Consider the following 15,295-nt stretch of genomic DNA (forward strand, 5'->3'; position numbering starts at 1 on the left):
CATCTTACTTTAGCGGTGCCGCCCGAACTTAGGGGTGGCGGATGTCGGAGGATGATTGATGAGGTCTTTGAAGTTGCATGCCGCGCTTGCCGCGTTCCTGGCGCTGGCGCCCGTTACCGCATCCGCCGAGGTCGTCGGCAAGGTGGGGGTGGACTGGACCGGCAATGATATTCTGGTCGATGCCGTGCCCGACCCCGGCGTGTCGGGTGTCACCTGCCACGTCACCTATTTCGACCGCAGCGTCATCGATCGGCTGCGAAAGGGCAACTGGTTCGAGGACCCGTCCAACAATTCCATCGCCTGCCGCCAGACCGGGCCGATCAGCATCGGCGATATCAATCTCTCGCAGAGCGGCGAGGAGGTGTTTCGCGCCGGGCTGTCGCTGATCTGGAAGAAGCTCGTGGTCACCCGGATCTATGACAAGAAGAACGATACGCTCATCTATCTCATTCATTCGCGCGAATTGACCGACGGCTCGGCAAAGATGGCGATTTCCACCATTCCGCTGTTCGGCCAGGCCGTCAATTGGAAGAACGGCAAGCCGAATTGAGATTGCGGATATAGGCCCTGGACAACCACTGAGCGGCTTGTACCAAAAAAAGTTTATCCTTTTGGTTGCCCAATCCCTCGTGGCAGCTTTCCCATTGCGTCGTTTTGGTGCAGTTTTATGGGCGAACGTGGGAGTGCCACTCCTATCTGTTCACGGCCTGCCTGGTCGGCGCACCGGCTACACCCCTGCCGACGCCGATTTTAGAAATACGATCGCCCTGAAGTTGACGCTTCAGGGCGATTTCGATTTGGGTGATTTTTCGCGGTCAGGCTGCTTGCGCCAACTGCTCGGCGATAACGGTATCGAGGTTGAGGAAGCAGACCATGGTCTTTTCCAGCGCAACGATGCCGCGGCAGAAGGCGCGCTGTGTTTCCGGGATGATCTCCGGCGCCGGCTGCAGGTCCTCGCTCTTGATGCTCATCATGTCGGAGACCTGCTCGACCAGCAGGCCGACGAGCTTGCCGGCGATATCCGTGACGATGATGGCGGAGCGCTCCGATGGTTCCGTCATCTTCATGCCGAGGCGGCAGGCCATGTCGATGACCGGAATCACCGCGCCGCGCAGGTTGATGAGGCCGAGCACATAGGGTGGCGTATGCGGCATCGGCGTCACCGGTGCCCAACCGCGGATTTCGCGGATGGCCATGATGTCGATGCAGAATTCCTGGTCGCCGAGATGGAAGGAGACGATTTCCAGGTAGGAGCCCGATTGTTTGATGGCATTCGTCATGATGAGAACGTCCCATTGGCGCCGGCAGCAGGCGGCGGTCACGATGAAAGAGGATCGGCTGGAGCGGCTCGGCGAGGCTTCAGCGTCCGGAGGCTGTTGCGCCAAAGGCGTCTTGCGGCTCCGGCGGGCGTCATGCCCTTGTAAGCAAGATTTATCCGCCGCGGCTTTCCGCGGCGGGCGAGTCCGATCTCGCCCATATGCTGCAGATGTTGGCGCGGAGTGGTTAGGATTGCTTTAACGAGAGCCTTCCGGCGCGGGTTTTTCGGAAAACATCTTCTTGAATTGCGTCTCCCGGCTCGACCCGCTACATCCGGACAATGATTGCCCGCCCTCTCGGATATCGAGTTGCAGCCGGGCGAGGTGAGGAAATGCAGCGATGAAGACCGTGCGGATAGTTGTCTGGGTGGCCGTGTTGATCGTGGCCGGGATATTGGGGTGGTTGACGGTCGGGGGACCGAAATCGCCGCAGGCGGTGGCGGAAGGGCCTTATGGCGTGCCGTTCACGCTGGTCGCACAGAACGGTCAGCCGATCAGCGAACAGGCGTTTCGCGGCAGGCCGGCGGCGCTGTTCTTCGGCTACACGCATTGCCCCGACGTCTGCCCGACGACGTTGTTCGAAATGAACGGCTGGCTGCAGAAGGTCGATCCGGATGGCACGAAGCTCAACGCCTATTTCGTCACGGTCGATCCGGAGCGCGATACGCCGGAGATCATGAACCAGTACGTCTCCAATGTCTCCAGCCGCATCACCGGCATTTCCGGCGATCCCGGCAAGGTGATGGACATGATCAAGGGATTCCGGGTCTACGCCAAGAAAGTTCCGCTCGACGAGAAGGAGCCGAACGGTGATTATACCATGGATCACACTGCCTCGGTTTTCCTGCTCGATTCCGCCGGCCGTTTCGCCGGAACGATCGCCTATCAGGAAGATCCCGATACCGCAGTCAAGAAGCTGGAGAATCTGATCAAGAAAGGGTAGGGCGCCGATGGGGGATGGTGCCGGAGGAGAGAGGAAGTCCAAATTCATCCTGATTGCGGGCGCGGGGCCGGCCGGATTGGCGGCGGCACTGGAACTGGCCCGGCGCGGCTTTGCGCCGCGCATCGTCGATGACGGCGACGGGCCGGTGCCGCCGGAGGAAAGCCGCGCGCTCGGCGTCAATGCCCGCACGCTGACGCTGCTTTCTCCGTCCGGTGTGGCCGAGCGCATTGTCACCGCCGCGCAGCCGATCGCTCATTTCCGCATCCGCTCGGGCAGCAAAACCTTGGCCGATGTCGATACGCGGCAGGTGCGGGGCCGTTTCGGCGCCATGCATGCCTTGGCGCAGGGGGTGACGGAGCGGCTGTTGATTGAGGCACTGGCGTCTTATGGCATCGCGCCGGAATGGCGGACCGCGATCGCGGCGGAGCCGATCGCCGATGTTCTGGCGCCGGTGGTGACGCTGCGGCGCGCGGACGGGGCGACGGAAACGCTGCGCCCGGATATAGTGATCGGCGCCGACGGCGCGCATTCGGCGGTCCGCAAGGCGCTGGGCGCCGGTTTCCCCGGCGAGGCGCTTGAAGCCTATTTCCATATTGCCGATTTTCGCTATGTCAAACCGGTGGATGCGCAATTCGCCGAGATCACCCTCTTCGATCCCGGCATGATCGGACGGTTGCCGGTCTCCGGAGACGTCCTTCGCTACATCTCGACGCGGCAGGATTTCGAAGACCGTATCGTCCATCCGGAGGTCGTCGCCGAAAAAGTCTGGGTCTCGCAGTTCCGTATCCATTTCCGCCATGTCGAGCCGATGGCCAAGGGCAACGTCTTCCTGGTGGGCGATGCGGCGCATATTCACTCGCCGGCGGGCGCGCGCGGGATGAATCTTGGCATGGAGGATGGGTGCTGGCTCGCCTGGCTCATTGCGGAGGGCCGCGAACAAGAGTATTCGGCACTGAGAATTCCAGCCGTGAAGCAGGTGCTGAAGCAGACCTATGGTCTCACGCGCCTGATCACCATGGAAAATCCGCTGGCGATTGCGACGCGCAATCTGGTCGCGCCGCTGCTTCTGCGTTTCGGGCCGGCGCGGCGCAGGCTGCTTCATAATATCGCCGGTTATGATACGCCGAAGCCGCCGTGGATCGACTGGGCCGAATGAAATTAGAGAGACCGAAGAATTGAGCGAAATCCGCCTGTATGTGACGACGACCGAGAGACAAGCCGAACAGATTCTCGATCTGATGACGCCCGTTTTCGAAGACGAGGAATTGCCGATCGCGACCACCGAGATCGACGAGAAAAAGGATATCTGGGAAGCCTCGATCTATCTCTATGCCGATGAAGAGGAAGGTGTGCGCGCCCGGTTCGAGGCGCTGCTGAAGCCCGCCTTTCCGGGGCTTGCCATCGAAAAGGAGGTCATTCCCGACGTCGACTGGATCGCCAAGTCGCTGGAGGGGCTGAAGCCGGTCCGTGCGGGCCGTTTCCTGGTGCATGGATCGCATGACCGCGACAAGGTGCGGCCGAGCGATATCGCCATCGAGATCGATGCCGGCCAGGCTTTCGGAACCGGTCATCACGGTACGACGGCGGGTTGCCTGGAGATGATCGAGACGGTGCTCGCTGCCCGCAAGGTGCGCAATGCCCTCGATCTCGGTACCGGCAGCGGCGTGTTGGCGCTCGGCGTGCGAAAGCTGCGCAATATTCCGGTTCTGGCCACGGACATCGATCCCATCGCCGTGCGCGTCGCCCGCGAGAATGTTCGCCGCAACGGCATCGCGTCCGGCATCTCGCTGGAAACCGCGCCGGGGTTCCATTCCACGGCCTTTTCACGCCATGGGCCGTTCGACCTGATCATCGCCAATATTCTTGCCCGGCCGCTGATCAAGATGGCGCCGCAACTGGTCGCTCATCTGGCGCCCGGCGGCTCCGTCGTGCTTTCGGGCATTCTTGCCGAGCAGCGCTGGAAGGTGCTGGCGGCCTATAATGGCGCCAGGATGCGGCATGTGCGCACCATCTGGCGCAACGGCTGGGTCACCATCCATCTCGACCGGCCTTAAACTCCTTTCCCCGCCTTGGAGCTTGTCGAAGAGGCGGGAGGGGACTTCAGTCTGAGCCTGAAACGCAAAAGGCGGTGCCGAAGCACCGCCTTGCAGATCGGTATTTGACCGATCTTGCCCGCGAGCGTGTGGAGGAGTGCTCAAGCGGGCTCTACCGTTCTGGTCCGATACAGGGTGGGAGGAGGAGTCCCTGTCCGATCCGATGTGAACGCTAGCTTTTGTAACTGTTAGTGGCGACCGCCACGGCTGACGCCGATCGCCTTCGAGGTCTCGACTTCCAGCTGACGAAGCGAGCCGACGGAGTGGCGTACGGTGCGACGCTCGCCGGCCAGCGCGGGGCTAACATATGCGGAGCGGGTGATAGGCATTGTCTTTGGTCCTTTTCGAGCGGGTTCATCGTGAACCCCGTTTGTTGCGCTCCATATAGCGACTCGCCCTCTTGCGCGGCAGGGGGTGTGCTTCATGGGAGCTATGCAGTAGATGCATGTTTCGTGCCGTGAAGATGTCACAATCGAATCCGGATGCTCATCAAATGGGCGAATTCGTTAACGTCCGGCATTCGCATCCTGGCGCGCAGCGGCCGTCAGTTCCGGCCCGTGCATCGCTTGTGCGATCTAGCCGGAAAATCGTTTCCCACTTGCCCGGATCATGTTCTAACATGCTGTCGCCGCTTGCTTTCGCGGTTTCCAGGGTCATTTTCGGATTAAGCCATGTTCCAGTCTTTCGACGTCACGTCCACCCCGCAATTCGGCCGCGAACGCGTTGCCGGCCTGCGATCCGCCTTCGGCGATCTCGACATTGACGGCTTTCTCGTCCCCCGCGCGGACGAATATCAGGGCGAATACGTGCCTAAATGTTCCGAGCGTCTTGCCTGGCTCACGGGATTCACCGGATCGGCCGGTGTTGCATTGATAACACGGTCGCAAGCCGTTGTTTTCGTCGACGGCCGCTATGTGACGCAGCTTGCCGAGCAGGTGGACCGGTCCGTCTTCACCGGCGGCGATCTGGTCGGCGAGCCGCCGCATGTCTGGCTACCGCGCCATGCACCAAAGGGGTTCAGGCTCGGCATCGATCCATGGCTGCATACCGGCGCCGAGGTGCGGCGGTTGGAAAAGGCCCTGGCGGAGATCGACGGCAAGCTCGTCTTCCTGCCGCATAATCCGCTCGACAAACTCTGGAGCGATCGGCCGGCCGAGCCGCTTGGCGGTGTCATCATCCAGGACATCGGGCAGGCCGGTGTTTTGGCGCGGGACAAGCTCGCGACCATCGCAGCCGATCTGAAGGAAAAGAACCTCAAGGCGGCGCTGATCACCGATCCCTCCTCGGTCGCCTGGATCTTCAATATTCGCGGCAACGACGTGCCGCATACGCCGCATCCCCTGGCGCGCGCCATCATCTATGCGCAAGGCGAGGCCGAACTCTTTCTCGACAAGCGCAAGACCAAGGTCGAGGCGGAAGCCTATCTTGCGCAGATCTGCAAGCAGCTTCCGCCGTCCGATCTTGTCAAGCGGCTTGCCGCGGTTTCCGCAAATGGCGGGCGCATTCTCGTGGACCCGGACCTTGCGTCCTATGCGTTGACCGATCTCATCCGCCGCGAGGGCGGCGAGGTGGTGGAGGGGAACGATCCCGCCAAATTGCCTCGTGCCCGCAAGAATGCCGCCGAGATCAACGGTTCGGCCGCCGCCCATCTGCAGGACGGGGCCGCGATGGTCGAATTTCTCTATTGGCTTGAGACCAGCAAGCCCGGCACGGTGACGGAAATCGCCGCCGCCGAACGGCTGGAGGCTTGCCGCGCGCGCGTCGGCCAGAGCATGCAAAACCCGCTGAAGGACATTTCCTTCGACACGATCTCAGGCGCCGGCGAACATGCGGCGATCATGCATTATCGCGTGACGACGGAGAGCGACCGGCTGATCCAGGCCGGCGAACTCTTCCTGATCGATTCCGGGGCGCAATATATCAACGGCACCACGGACATCACCCGCACGGTGGGCATCGGCGCCGTCTCCGAGGAGCAGAAGCGGCTGTTCACACTGGTTCTGAAGGGCATGATCGCCATCAGCACGGCGCGCTTTCCCAAGGGAACGCGCGGCTGCGACCTCGATCCGCTGGCGCGCATCTCGCTGTGGAAGGCCGGCGTCGATTTCGCCCATGGCACCGGCCATGGCGTCGGTTCCTATCTCTCGGTGCATGAGGGGCCGCAGCGTATTGCGCGGCTATCGACGCAGGAACTCTTGCCGGGCATGATCCTTTCGAACGAGCCGGGCTATTATCGTCCGGGCCATTTCGGCATCCGCATCGAGAACCTGATCTATATTCGCGATCCGGAGGAGATCGAGGGCGGTGATATCGCCATGCTCGGTTTCGAGACGCTGACCTTCTGCCCGATCGACCGCAGCCTCGTCATCCCGCAACTCCTGACGCATGACGAGCTGCATTGGCTGAACGATTATCACGCCAGAACGCGGGAAGCGTTGATGCCGCTGATCCACGATGCGGATATCCGGGCATGGCTGGAAAATGCGACGCTGGAGCTCAGCCACTGAGGCATCCGCCTCGTAGCCCTTCCGCGACATGCGGGAGGGCGGATTGATGTTCACGAGACCTCAAACGCCTGCGAAATGTCTCCAGGCGATCACGATGACCCATCCGGCAATCAACATATAGGTCGAGGAGAAGCGCAGGCCGACGAGCAGGGCGGCGACCATCGCCACCTTGGTGTCCCAGCCGCCATTGAAGAAGGCGGGGGCGACGAGGGTGGTCAGAACGGCGGCGGGAACGGCATTCAGGGCCGCTTCGACGCGCGGCGGGATGCGGGTCATCTTGACGATGAGGATATAGCCGCCGATGCGCGTCAGGAAGGTGACGACGGCCGCCGTGAGGATCAGCAGGACCATGTGCAGGTTGAAATCGAGCATGGTCAGACCTCGTGATGCTCGTGGGCGAGATCGGGCTTCCGGTTCGCCTTGACCGGCGGCAGGATGGCGGCAAGCGCCACGCCGGCGAGCGCGCCGATGCTGACATGCCAGGGCGAGCCGACGTAGCGATAGGCGACGGCCGAAGCGGCAGCGCTGGCGATGACGACAGGCAGGAAGTTGTCGCGCCGGCGGAAGCCGATGACGATGCCGAGGAAATAGACCGGCAGCAGGATATCGAGGCCGATCGCCTTGGGGTCGCCGATCATGCTGCCGAGCAGGCCGCCGATGAGGCTGAGCGTGATCCAGGTGACATAGATGACCGCAGCGAAGCCGAAATACCATGCGAAGGTAACGGGCTTGCCGCTCTCATGACGCTTGACCGTCTCGGCGAATTGCGGATCGACCAGCAGGAAGAAGGTGAAGAATTTTTCGACGGGCGAAAAATGCCGGATATAGCGGGCGATCGCAGCGGAATAGAGCACATGGCGGAAATTGACAGCCAGGATCGACAGCACGATCAGCCAGGCCTGGACATTGTGGCTGAAGAGATCGATGCCGACCATCTGGCTGGCGCCGGCATAGACGGTGCCGCTCATCAGGGTGAGCTCGCCGAGCGACATGCCCTGATCGCGCGCCAGGGCACCGAACAATGCGCCGAACGGCGCTGCCGCCAGAGCGACGGGAGCACCACCCTTCAAGCCGTCAAGAAAATCCGCGCGACTCATCGTCCGCTCCATCCTTCGTGGAAAGCCCAGCGCCTTTGCCCTTCGGACCCGCATGGATCAAAGGTACAGGTGCGAAGCAGGAATGCTGTTGCGATTTTGCGCATTCGTTCGTTTGCGCGGCGCAATCGGAGCTGTAAGCTGCGCAGGCAATGTCGGCAATTCAATTTCCTTGATGGGTCAATTGATTTCTTTGATCCAGCCCATTGGATTTGCGCGGAAAACCCCTGGGTGTCACAGATGAAGAAGATCACGTTCCCGAAAGAAGAGAAGGCCGCGATCGTGGCCCGCCTGCAGCAGTATTTCAGCGACGAGCTCGACCAGACGATCGGCACGCTGCCGGCGGAATTTTTGCTCGATTTCTTCGCGACCGAAATCGGTCCGCATTTCTACAATCAGGGCCTGCGCGACGCCCACGCGGCTCTGATGGCCAAGATGGAGGATTTCGGCGAGGCGATCTATGTGTTGGAGAGGGAAGCGGAGAAGCGCTGACCGGTTTACGTCTTCGGTTGGAACGTATGTTCCGGCCCCGGGAATCTCCGGGCCTTCACGTCCTGCGCATAGGCTTCCACCGCCTGGGAGATGGTTGGCGCCAGCTCGGCGAAATGCTTGACGAAGCGGGGCTTGAAGTCACTGAAGAGGCCGAGCATGTCATCGGAGACCAGCACCTGGCCATCGCAGGCGGGCGAGGCACCGATGCCGATCGTCGGGATGTCGACCGAGGCGGTGATTTCGCGGGCGAGCGGCTCCACCGTGCCCTCGATCAGAAGCGCGAAGGCGCCGGCGTCGGTAATCGCCCTGGCGTCGCGCCGGATCTTGTCTGCTTCCTCGTTCGAACGGCCGAGCGAACGATAGCCGCCGGTCGTGTTGACCTTTTGCGGCATCAGCCCGACATGGCCGAAGACCGGGATGCCGCGGCTCACCAGGAAGGCGACGGTCTCGGCCATCTCTTCGCCGCCCTCCAGCTTGACGCCGTCGGAGCCGGTTTCCTTCAGCACGCGGGCGGCATTGCGGAAGGCCTGTTCCTTCGATTCCTGATAGGAGCCGAAGGGCAAGTCGACGATGACGCAGGCGCTCTCGACGCCGCGCATCACCGCCTGGCCATGGGCGATCATCATCTCCATGGTCACGCCGACCGTCGATTCCAGGCCATAAAGCACCATGCCGAGGGAATCGCCGACCAGAAGCAGGTCGCAATGCGGATCGAGCAGGCGGGCGATCGGCGTCGTATAGGCCGTCAGGCTGACGATGGGGCGCGTGCCCTTCATGGCCTCGATTGCGGAAGGGGTGATGCGTTTGGTGCGTCCGGCAGCGCTCATGTCAGGCAGCCTCGTTGTTGGCGATCAGTCCATGGCCGATCACGCGGTTGTCGAGCAGGCGGGTGGTGCCGATACGGACGAAGAGAGCGACGAGGATCGGCTGTCCCTGCAGCGAGGCCAGAGGCTCCAGCGTATCCGGATGGCGGACGGCGACGACTTCGGCGTTCGCCAGCGGCTCCCCGGCGATGAAGGCTTGCAATCCGGCCTCGAGAGCGGCTGGATCGTCGATGCCCTTGCGATAGAGCCGTTCCGCCTCCGCGAGCGCCTTCGGCACGATGACGGCAGCGGCGCGTTCGTCTTTCGACAGGTAGACGTTGCGGGAGGATAGCGCCAGTCCGTCGGCATCGCGGACGGTCGGCACCGGCACGACGCGGACCGGCTGGGCGAGATCCTCCACCATGCGGCGGATGATCGCCACCTGCTGGTAGTCCTTCTCGCCGAAATAGGCGCTATCGGGCTGGACGATGTTGAAAAGCTTGGTGACGACCGTGGCAACGCCGGCAAAGTGGCCGGGGCGGACGGCGCCTTCCAGCTCCATGCCGAGCTTCGGCACGTCGACGACCGTCTCCATCGGTCGGGGGTACATGTCGCCGACGCCGGGCGCGAAGATGAAATCGACCTTGCCGCCGCACAGCATGGCGCTGTCCCGTTCGAGATCGCGCGGATATTTCGCCAGATCCTCATTGGCGCCGAATTGCAGCGGATTGACGAAGATGGAGACGACCACAATATCGTTTTCCGCCGTGGCGCGGGAGACCAGCTCCATATGGCCGGCGTGCAGATAGCCCATGGTCGGCACCAGGCCGATGCTCTTGCCCGCCCTGCGGTGAGCGGCAAGCCGCTCGCGCAATGCGGCTATGGTGCTGACAGTCTCCATGATGCTCCTCCACGGACGCGCCGCCCGGCGCTTGCCCGCCTCCCGTCTTTTATTTGGCGGCTCTTCTAACGTGTGCAGTGCAAAAAGGCAATTCAAGGAGGGCGGTCACTGGCCCTGGTGGTTCGAGCCGACCCCGATCTATCAAACCTTCTCATATAGCTTAGCGCTTTCCTCAATCTTTTGCGTTTATCTGCCGTCATGGCGAAGATCGTGGCATTGGCGGCGTATTTTTATCAGGCGGCGGTGGCTTTCGGGCTGCTGATCGCGGTGGCACATCTGCTGACGCCGGCGGATTACGCGGCCTATTCGCTGTTCATCTCGATCAGCCAGTTCACGGCCATCTTCTGTTTCGAATGGATTCGCTTCGCCTGCAGCCGTTTCTATCCCGGCCAGGAGCCCGGAAGCGAGGCGGCGGAGCGGATGGCGCTACGCATGGAATTCGCTGCCTGCGCGGTGCTCTGCATTCTGGCCGCCTGCGCCTCGATCTTTTTCGCCGTGCCGGGGGAGATCGCCGTGCTCGGCGGTCTGGTGGCGATTTTTCAAGGCGCTAGCGACCTGCATCTGACCATGCTGCGCTTCCGACAGGAGTTCCGTGCCTTTTCGCGGCTTCAGGGTTCGCGCGCCACTATTCTCGCCGCCGGCACGCTGGTCGGCGCGGCGATTGCGCCGACTTTCACTTGCACCGTGGCCGGCCTGCTCGGCGGTTATGTCGCCTACAGCCTGCTGGCGATGGTGCTGACCCGCAACAGCTTGCACGAAGCGGCAAGCCTGGAGCCGTCGCTGGTGCGCAAGCATTTCGTCTATGGCAGCGTCGCGGCCGGCGCTTCCGTCATCGGTCTTCTGGCGCCGCTGGGTCTGAAATCGATCCTGACAGCGGCTCTCGGAGCAGGGGGCGCGGCCGGCGCATTGCTGGCGCTCGACCTGCTGCAACGGCCATTCATTCTGATCGTTTCCGCCCTGCAGGCGATCCAGTATCCGGATGTGGTCGCCACCTATGACCGCGAGGGCACCACGCCGGCATTCAGGCGGCAGCTCGGTGGCTATTATTCGTTGCTCTCGGGCTTCACGCTGATGACGGCGGCGGGCCTTTTCGCGCTTCTGCAGCCCATTGGGCATATCGTCATCGCGCCCGGCCTGCGCGAGGGATTTCTGGCCGCAGCACCGTTCGTCACCGGTCTTGCCGCCTGCCGCGCCCTGACCTTCAACATGCTGCCGACGCCGGCGCATCTGCGCCATCGGCTGCTGGCGATTTTCCTGCTGGCGGCGGCGGACTGCGTGCTGCTCAATGCGGGAGCCTTTGCGGCCGGCCATCTCGTTGGCTTCAGCGATGGTGCGCTGATGGCAGGCGGCATGGCCGGCGCGCTTGTCGCGATGGGATTCGGCGTGAAGGTGCTGATGTCGCTGCCCTTCGATTTCGTCCGGCAGCCGGTCGTCCTGTCGGCGATAGCGCTGGCGCTGCCGGTGCTGGCGACCGCCGGCTTCGATTATTCGCTATGGGTTTCTGTCGGCGCTGGCATCGTCGGCGGTGCTGCCTTCTGCCTGTTCGGGCTCTATAGCTATTTCGTCACGATGTTTCGCCCGCAGGCGCAGTCCTAGAGCAATTCCAGGAAAAGTGCGCAGCGGTTTTCCGTCCGGAATTGCTTAAAAAACAATGAGCTAGAGCGCTTCCAGCATCGCCAATATGCGATCAGCGCTGCGGTCCCAGGAAAATCGGGCGACATTCCGTCGGCCCTTTTGGCGCAATTCCTCGCGCAATTCCTCGTCGCCGGCGATCCGCCGCATGGCCTCGACCAGCTCATCCTCTTGTGACGGATCGAAATAGAGCGCGGCATCGCCGGACGCCTCGCGCACGGCCGGGATATCTGCCGACAGGACCGGGCAGCCCTGCGTCATCGCTTCCAGCGGCGGAATGCCGAAGCCCTCGTAGAGGCTTGGAAAGACGAAGGCGGTGGCGTGGCGTTCCAGCGCGGCGATTTCGGCATCGCTGAGCCTGCCGGGAAAGAGCAGGCGGTCGTTCGATTTTGGCCCGTTCGATTTAAACACGGTCGGCGCGGTGCCGCCGACCACCACCAGCTTTTGATTGGGATCTCCAAGCGCCTCGAAGGCGCGAATGGCGAAATCGAGGTTCTTGTTCGGCTTCATCGTGCCGACCAGCAGGAAGAAGGAATTGCGCTTGAGGCCCAGCCGCTCGATGACGCTGTCGTCCGGTTCGATGGCGGCGAAGTGATCGACGGCATTATAGACGACATCGATATTCTGGGCGGGGACGCGGAAGACGGCGGCGAGCTCTTCGCGCGAGAATTCCGAGACCGTGCCGATCTTCGCCGTGCGTGTCAGCACCGTGCCGAGTGCGCCGTGCAGCAGGCGGTAGCTGCGCTTGAAGGATCGCGGATGCCGGAAGATCGTCACGTCATGGATGATCACGGCTTGACGGCGGTGCAGGAGGGGACCGCTGCCGCCGAAGCCGATCAGCCGGCCGCGACGGGCGCGGGCGAGCAGCGACGTCTGTTCCCAGAGATGGCCCGGACCGGAGCCGAAGGCATCGACCGATATGGCCGAGAGCTCTATGTCGATCGGCGTGCCGCGAGGAATGGCCAGCCGCCAGCTTGCACCCTTCAACGTGGCGGGCACGGCGCCGGCGGCGATCTTGCGGTCGAGCGCCAGCGTCAGTTCGCGCGCGAAACGCTGCACGCCCGACAGAGGCTGGCCGAGAAAACGCCCGTTGATGGTGATCGACTGCACAGATACATCCATATTATCTAATATATGGAATAGTTTGCGCCATTTTCTTTAGAGAAGCCTTAGCTTGCGCCAAGAGATTTTAGGCAAGCGCCTCTTCGCTGCTGATAATGGCGACGCCGCGGGTGCGCATCTCGCCGATCGCCGCCTGAACGCCGGCCGGATCGATGCCGCGGCTGGCGTCCTCGATGAAACGGACGGTGACGCCCGGCAGCATCTCGACCGCATCGAGCGCGGAGAATTTCACGCAATAGTCTGTCGCAAGGCCACAGAGGTCGAGCGCGGTCACGCCTTCGGCGCGCAGATGCGCGGCAAGGCCGGTCAGGGCCGCCTGGTCATTGTCGCGGAAGGCGGAATAGCTGTCGACATCGGGGTTCTGGCCCTTCTGCTGGATGAAATCGATGCCGTCGGCGTGGAGATGGGGATGCAGCCTGGCATCGTCGGTATTCTGGACGCAATGGTCGGGCCACATCATCTGCGGCTTGCCGGAGAGCATGCCCATTTCGAAGGGCTTCTTGCCGGGGTGGGCGGAGGCGAAGCTGCCGTGGGCGGCCGGGTGCCAATCCTGCGAGGCGAGGACAAGATCGTATTTGCCACTGTCGATGAGCGCATTGGCGACGGGTACGACCTGATCGCCCTCCGGTACGGGAAGATTACCGCCGGGGCAGAAACCGTTCTGGATGTCGATCAGCAGCAAAGCTTTCATGAGGCCTGTCCTTCGTTTCTGTTGCACTGCACGATGCCAAGCGTTGCGCTGCGGATCAAGCCTTTTGCGGCCCGCCCGATGACGTGGCGGGACGCAATGCTTCTCAAGCGGTCAGGAGGGCTTGTGGCCCTTGATGCCGTAGAAGGCGATGTAGAGGTAGCAGATGACCGGCATCAGGAAGGCGAGGTGGATGCCGATCGTGTCGGCAAGGCCGCCTTGAATCACCGGCAGGATGGCGCCGCCGACGATAGCGAGGCACAGGATGCCCGAGCCCTGGCTGGTATATTTGCCGAGGCCGTGCAGCGCCAGGCTGAAGATCGTCGGGAACATGATCGAGTTGAAAAGCCCGATCGCCAGCACCGACCACATGGCGACATGGCCGGTGGTCAGCACGGTCGTCAGCAACAGCAGGATGACGATGGTGGCGTTGAAGGCCAGCGCCTTGCCGTCATCGACATGGCGCATCACCAGCGAGCCGATGAACCGGCCGATCATGGCGCCGCCCCAGAAATAGGAGACGTAGTGCGCCGCATCCGCTTCCGAGAAGCCGGCGATGTCCGGCTGGCTCAGGAAGTTGACCAGGAAGCTGCCGATGCTGACCTCGGCGCCGACATAGAGGAAGATGCCGACGGCGCCGAGCACGAGATGGCGATACTGCCAGGCGGAGCCGGCGCCGCGCATGGGCTCGATGGTTTCCTCGTCTTCGACCTGAGGCAGCTTCAGCGCCGCGAAAACCGCGGCCAGCAGCAGGAAGGCGGCGGCGAGCATCAGGTAGGGCAGCTTCACCGCGCCGGCCTCGGCGAGCCGGATGGCGTCGAGCTGTTCCGGCGTCGCATTGGCGGCCGCAACGGTTGCGGCCGACAGGATCAGCATGGCGCCGAAGATCGGGGCGATGGTGGTACCGAGCGAGTTGAAGGCCTGGGTCAGGTTCAGGCGGCTGGCGGCGGTATCGGGAGGTCCGAGAACCGTGACATAGGGGTTGGCCGCGACCTGCAGGACCGTGACGCCGGCGGCGAGCACGAAAAGAGCGCCGAGAAAGAGGGCGTAGATGCGATAGCTGGCGGCCGGGATGAACAGGGCGCAGCCGATCGCGGCGATGACGAGGCCGACGACGATGCCCCATTTATAGGTGATGCGCTTCACCAGCGCCCCTGCCGGCAGCGATACGATGAAATAGGCGCCGAAGAAGCAGAACTGGATCAGCATCGACTGCGTATAGTTGAGCTGGAAGACGCTCTTCAGATGCGGCACCAGAATGTCGTTGAGGCAGGTGATGAAGCCCCACATGAAAAAGAGTGAGGTGAGTGCGATAAGCGCGAATTGATAATTACCCTGGCCCTGGTGCGCGGAAACGCGACCGCCGGCGGGCGCAGAGCTTGTTGCTATGCCAGCCATTTTTATCCTCGATTTTTGCTCTTGCCAGCCCTCGATTGTCGATCGGGTGGGGGACCCTGAATGCGCCGAACGGCAGGCTGGCTACGGCTTGCCGGGAGATCGCGGAAGGCACGATCACTCGAAGCCGTCAGATCGATATAATCGATTAGCCTCTGATTGGTAGCATGCTAGCGATACGGATTTTGCAATGCAGCAATGCGGGAGGTGGGAGGCTGGAATAAGCCCGATTGCATCGCCCAAGTCATTTCTTGGTTTTGTCAGCAAATTCCGCTTGTCGCCCCATAAAATAACTTGATGTCGACTTGG

At 62.4% G+C, this 15,295-nt stretch carries 16 protein-coding genes; 7 read left to right on the forward strand and 9 right to left on the reverse strand.

What is annotated here, in order from left to right; translation table 11 throughout:
* Positions 1-58 precede the first annotated feature (58 nt).
* Positions 59-550 (forward strand): CreA family protein, encoded by a 492-nt coding sequence (locus tag FHX11_RS01750; protein ID WP_184354441.1) that lies wholly within the window; start codon positions 59-61, stop codon positions 548-550.
* A 265-nt stretch (positions 551-815) separates the two neighbouring features.
* Here FHX11_RS01750 and FHX11_RS01755 read toward each other — a convergent pair whose 3' ends face one another.
* Complete coding sequence (locus FHX11_RS01755) at positions 816-1,280, reverse strand: chemotaxis protein CheW (RefSeq protein WP_184354443.1); 465 nt, start codon at positions 1,278-1,280, stop codon at positions 816-818.
* 376 nt (positions 1,281-1,656) lie between these two features.
* On the opposite strand from FHX11_RS01755, the gene FHX11_RS01760 reads away from it, so the two are divergent.
* Genes FHX11_RS01760 through FHX11_RS01770 form a run of 3 tightly spaced genes read left to right on the forward strand, consistent with a single transcriptional unit; the run spans position 1,657 to position 4,313 of the window.
* The gene (locus FHX11_RS01760) at positions 1,657-2,259 is read left to right on the forward strand and encodes an SCO family protein (protein WP_184354445.1); all 603 of its coding nucleotides are present in this window, start codon (positions 1,657-1,659) and stop codon (positions 2,257-2,259) included.
* Positions 2,260-2,266: 7 nt separating this feature from the next.
* Positions 2,267-3,415: an NAD(P)/FAD-dependent oxidoreductase gene (locus tag FHX11_RS01765; protein WP_184354447.1), complete on the forward strand. Its 1,149-nt coding sequence runs from the start codon at positions 2,267-2,269 to the stop codon at positions 3,413-3,415.
* A gap of 19 nt (positions 3,416-3,434) precedes the next feature.
* On the forward strand, positions 3,435-4,313 hold the full coding sequence (locus tag FHX11_RS01770) for a 50S ribosomal protein L11 methyltransferase (RefSeq protein WP_184354449.1): 879 nt from the start codon (positions 3,435-3,437) through the stop codon (positions 4,311-4,313).
* Positions 4,314-4,540: 227 nt separating this feature from the next.
* On the opposite strand, the gene FHX11_RS01775 is transcribed toward FHX11_RS01770, so the two are convergent.
* Positions 4,541-4,681: a hypothetical protein gene (locus FHX11_RS01775; RefSeq protein WP_184354451.1), complete on the reverse strand. Its 141-nt coding sequence runs from the start codon at positions 4,679-4,681 to the stop codon at positions 4,541-4,543.
* A gap of 342 nt (positions 4,682-5,023) precedes the next feature.
* Between FHX11_RS01775 and FHX11_RS01780 the strand changes: the two genes are divergently transcribed.
* On the forward strand, positions 5,024-6,859 hold the full coding sequence (locus tag FHX11_RS01780) for an aminopeptidase P family protein (RefSeq protein WP_184354453.1): 1,836 nt from the start codon (positions 5,024-5,026) through the stop codon (positions 6,857-6,859).
* 60 nt (positions 6,860-6,919) lie between these two features.
* Here the strand turns inward: FHX11_RS01780 and FHX11_RS01785 are convergent, their stop codons facing one another.
* Both FHX11_RS01785 and FHX11_RS01790 read right to left on the reverse strand, forming a co-directional pair.
* Complete coding sequence (locus FHX11_RS01785; RefSeq protein WP_184354455.1) at positions 6,920-7,231, reverse strand: AzlD family protein; 312 nt, start codon at positions 7,229-7,231, stop codon at positions 6,920-6,922.
* Between the two features lie 2 nt (positions 7,232-7,233).
* Positions 7,234-7,956 (reverse strand): AzlC family ABC transporter permease, encoded by a 723-nt coding sequence (locus tag FHX11_RS01790; RefSeq protein ID WP_184354457.1) that lies wholly within the window; start codon positions 7,954-7,956, stop codon positions 7,234-7,236.
* Positions 7,957-8,193: 237 nt separating this feature from the next.
* Between FHX11_RS01790 and FHX11_RS01795 the strand changes: the two genes are divergently transcribed.
* Positions 8,194-8,445: a DUF2164 domain-containing protein gene (locus FHX11_RS01795; protein ID WP_184354458.1), complete on the forward strand. Its 252-nt coding sequence runs from the start codon at positions 8,194-8,196 to the stop codon at positions 8,443-8,445.
* Between the two features lie 5 nt (positions 8,446-8,450).
* On the opposite strand, the gene panB is transcribed toward FHX11_RS01795, so the two are convergent.
* Complete coding sequence (gene panB / locus FHX11_RS01800) at positions 8,451-9,272, reverse strand: 3-methyl-2-oxobutanoate hydroxymethyltransferase (RefSeq protein WP_184354461.1); 822 nt, start codon at positions 9,270-9,272, stop codon at positions 8,451-8,453.
* A gap of 1 nt (position 9,273) precedes the next feature.
* Positions 9,274-10,149, reverse strand: coding sequence for a pantoate--beta-alanine ligase (panC, locus tag FHX11_RS01805; RefSeq protein WP_184354463.1), 876 nt, complete (start codon positions 10,147-10,149; stop codon positions 9,274-9,276).
* A 210-nt stretch (positions 10,150-10,359) separates the two neighbouring features.
* On the opposite strand from panC, the gene FHX11_RS01810 reads away from it, so the two are divergent.
* On the forward strand, positions 10,360-11,745 hold the full coding sequence (locus tag FHX11_RS01810; RefSeq protein ID WP_348649683.1) for a hypothetical protein: 1,386 nt from the start codon (positions 10,360-10,362) through the stop codon (positions 11,743-11,745).
* A 60-nt stretch (positions 11,746-11,805) separates the two neighbouring features.
* Here the strand turns inward: FHX11_RS01810 and FHX11_RS01815 are convergent, their stop codons facing one another.
* From FHX11_RS01815 to FHX11_RS01825, 3 genes are all read right to left on the reverse strand, one after another.
* Positions 11,806-12,891, reverse strand: coding sequence for a glycosyltransferase family 1 protein (locus tag FHX11_RS01815; protein ID WP_184354467.1), 1,086 nt, complete (start codon positions 12,889-12,891; stop codon positions 11,806-11,808).
* 79 nt (positions 12,892-12,970) lie between these two features.
* On the reverse strand, positions 12,971-13,594 hold the full coding sequence (pncA, locus tag FHX11_RS01820; protein ID WP_184354469.1) for a bifunctional nicotinamidase/pyrazinamidase: 624 nt from the start codon (positions 13,592-13,594) through the stop codon (positions 12,971-12,973).
* Positions 13,595-13,705: 111 nt separating this feature from the next.
* Positions 13,706-14,989 (reverse strand): sugar MFS transporter, encoded by a 1,284-nt coding sequence (locus FHX11_RS01825; protein ID WP_210292301.1) that lies wholly within the window; start codon positions 14,987-14,989, stop codon positions 13,706-13,708.
* Positions 14,990-15,295 lie beyond the last annotated feature (306 nt).

Source organism: Rhizobium sp. BK602, from assembly GCF_014195095.1.
Lineage (GTDB): Bacteria > Pseudomonadota > Alphaproteobacteria > Rhizobiales > Rhizobiaceae > Rhizobium.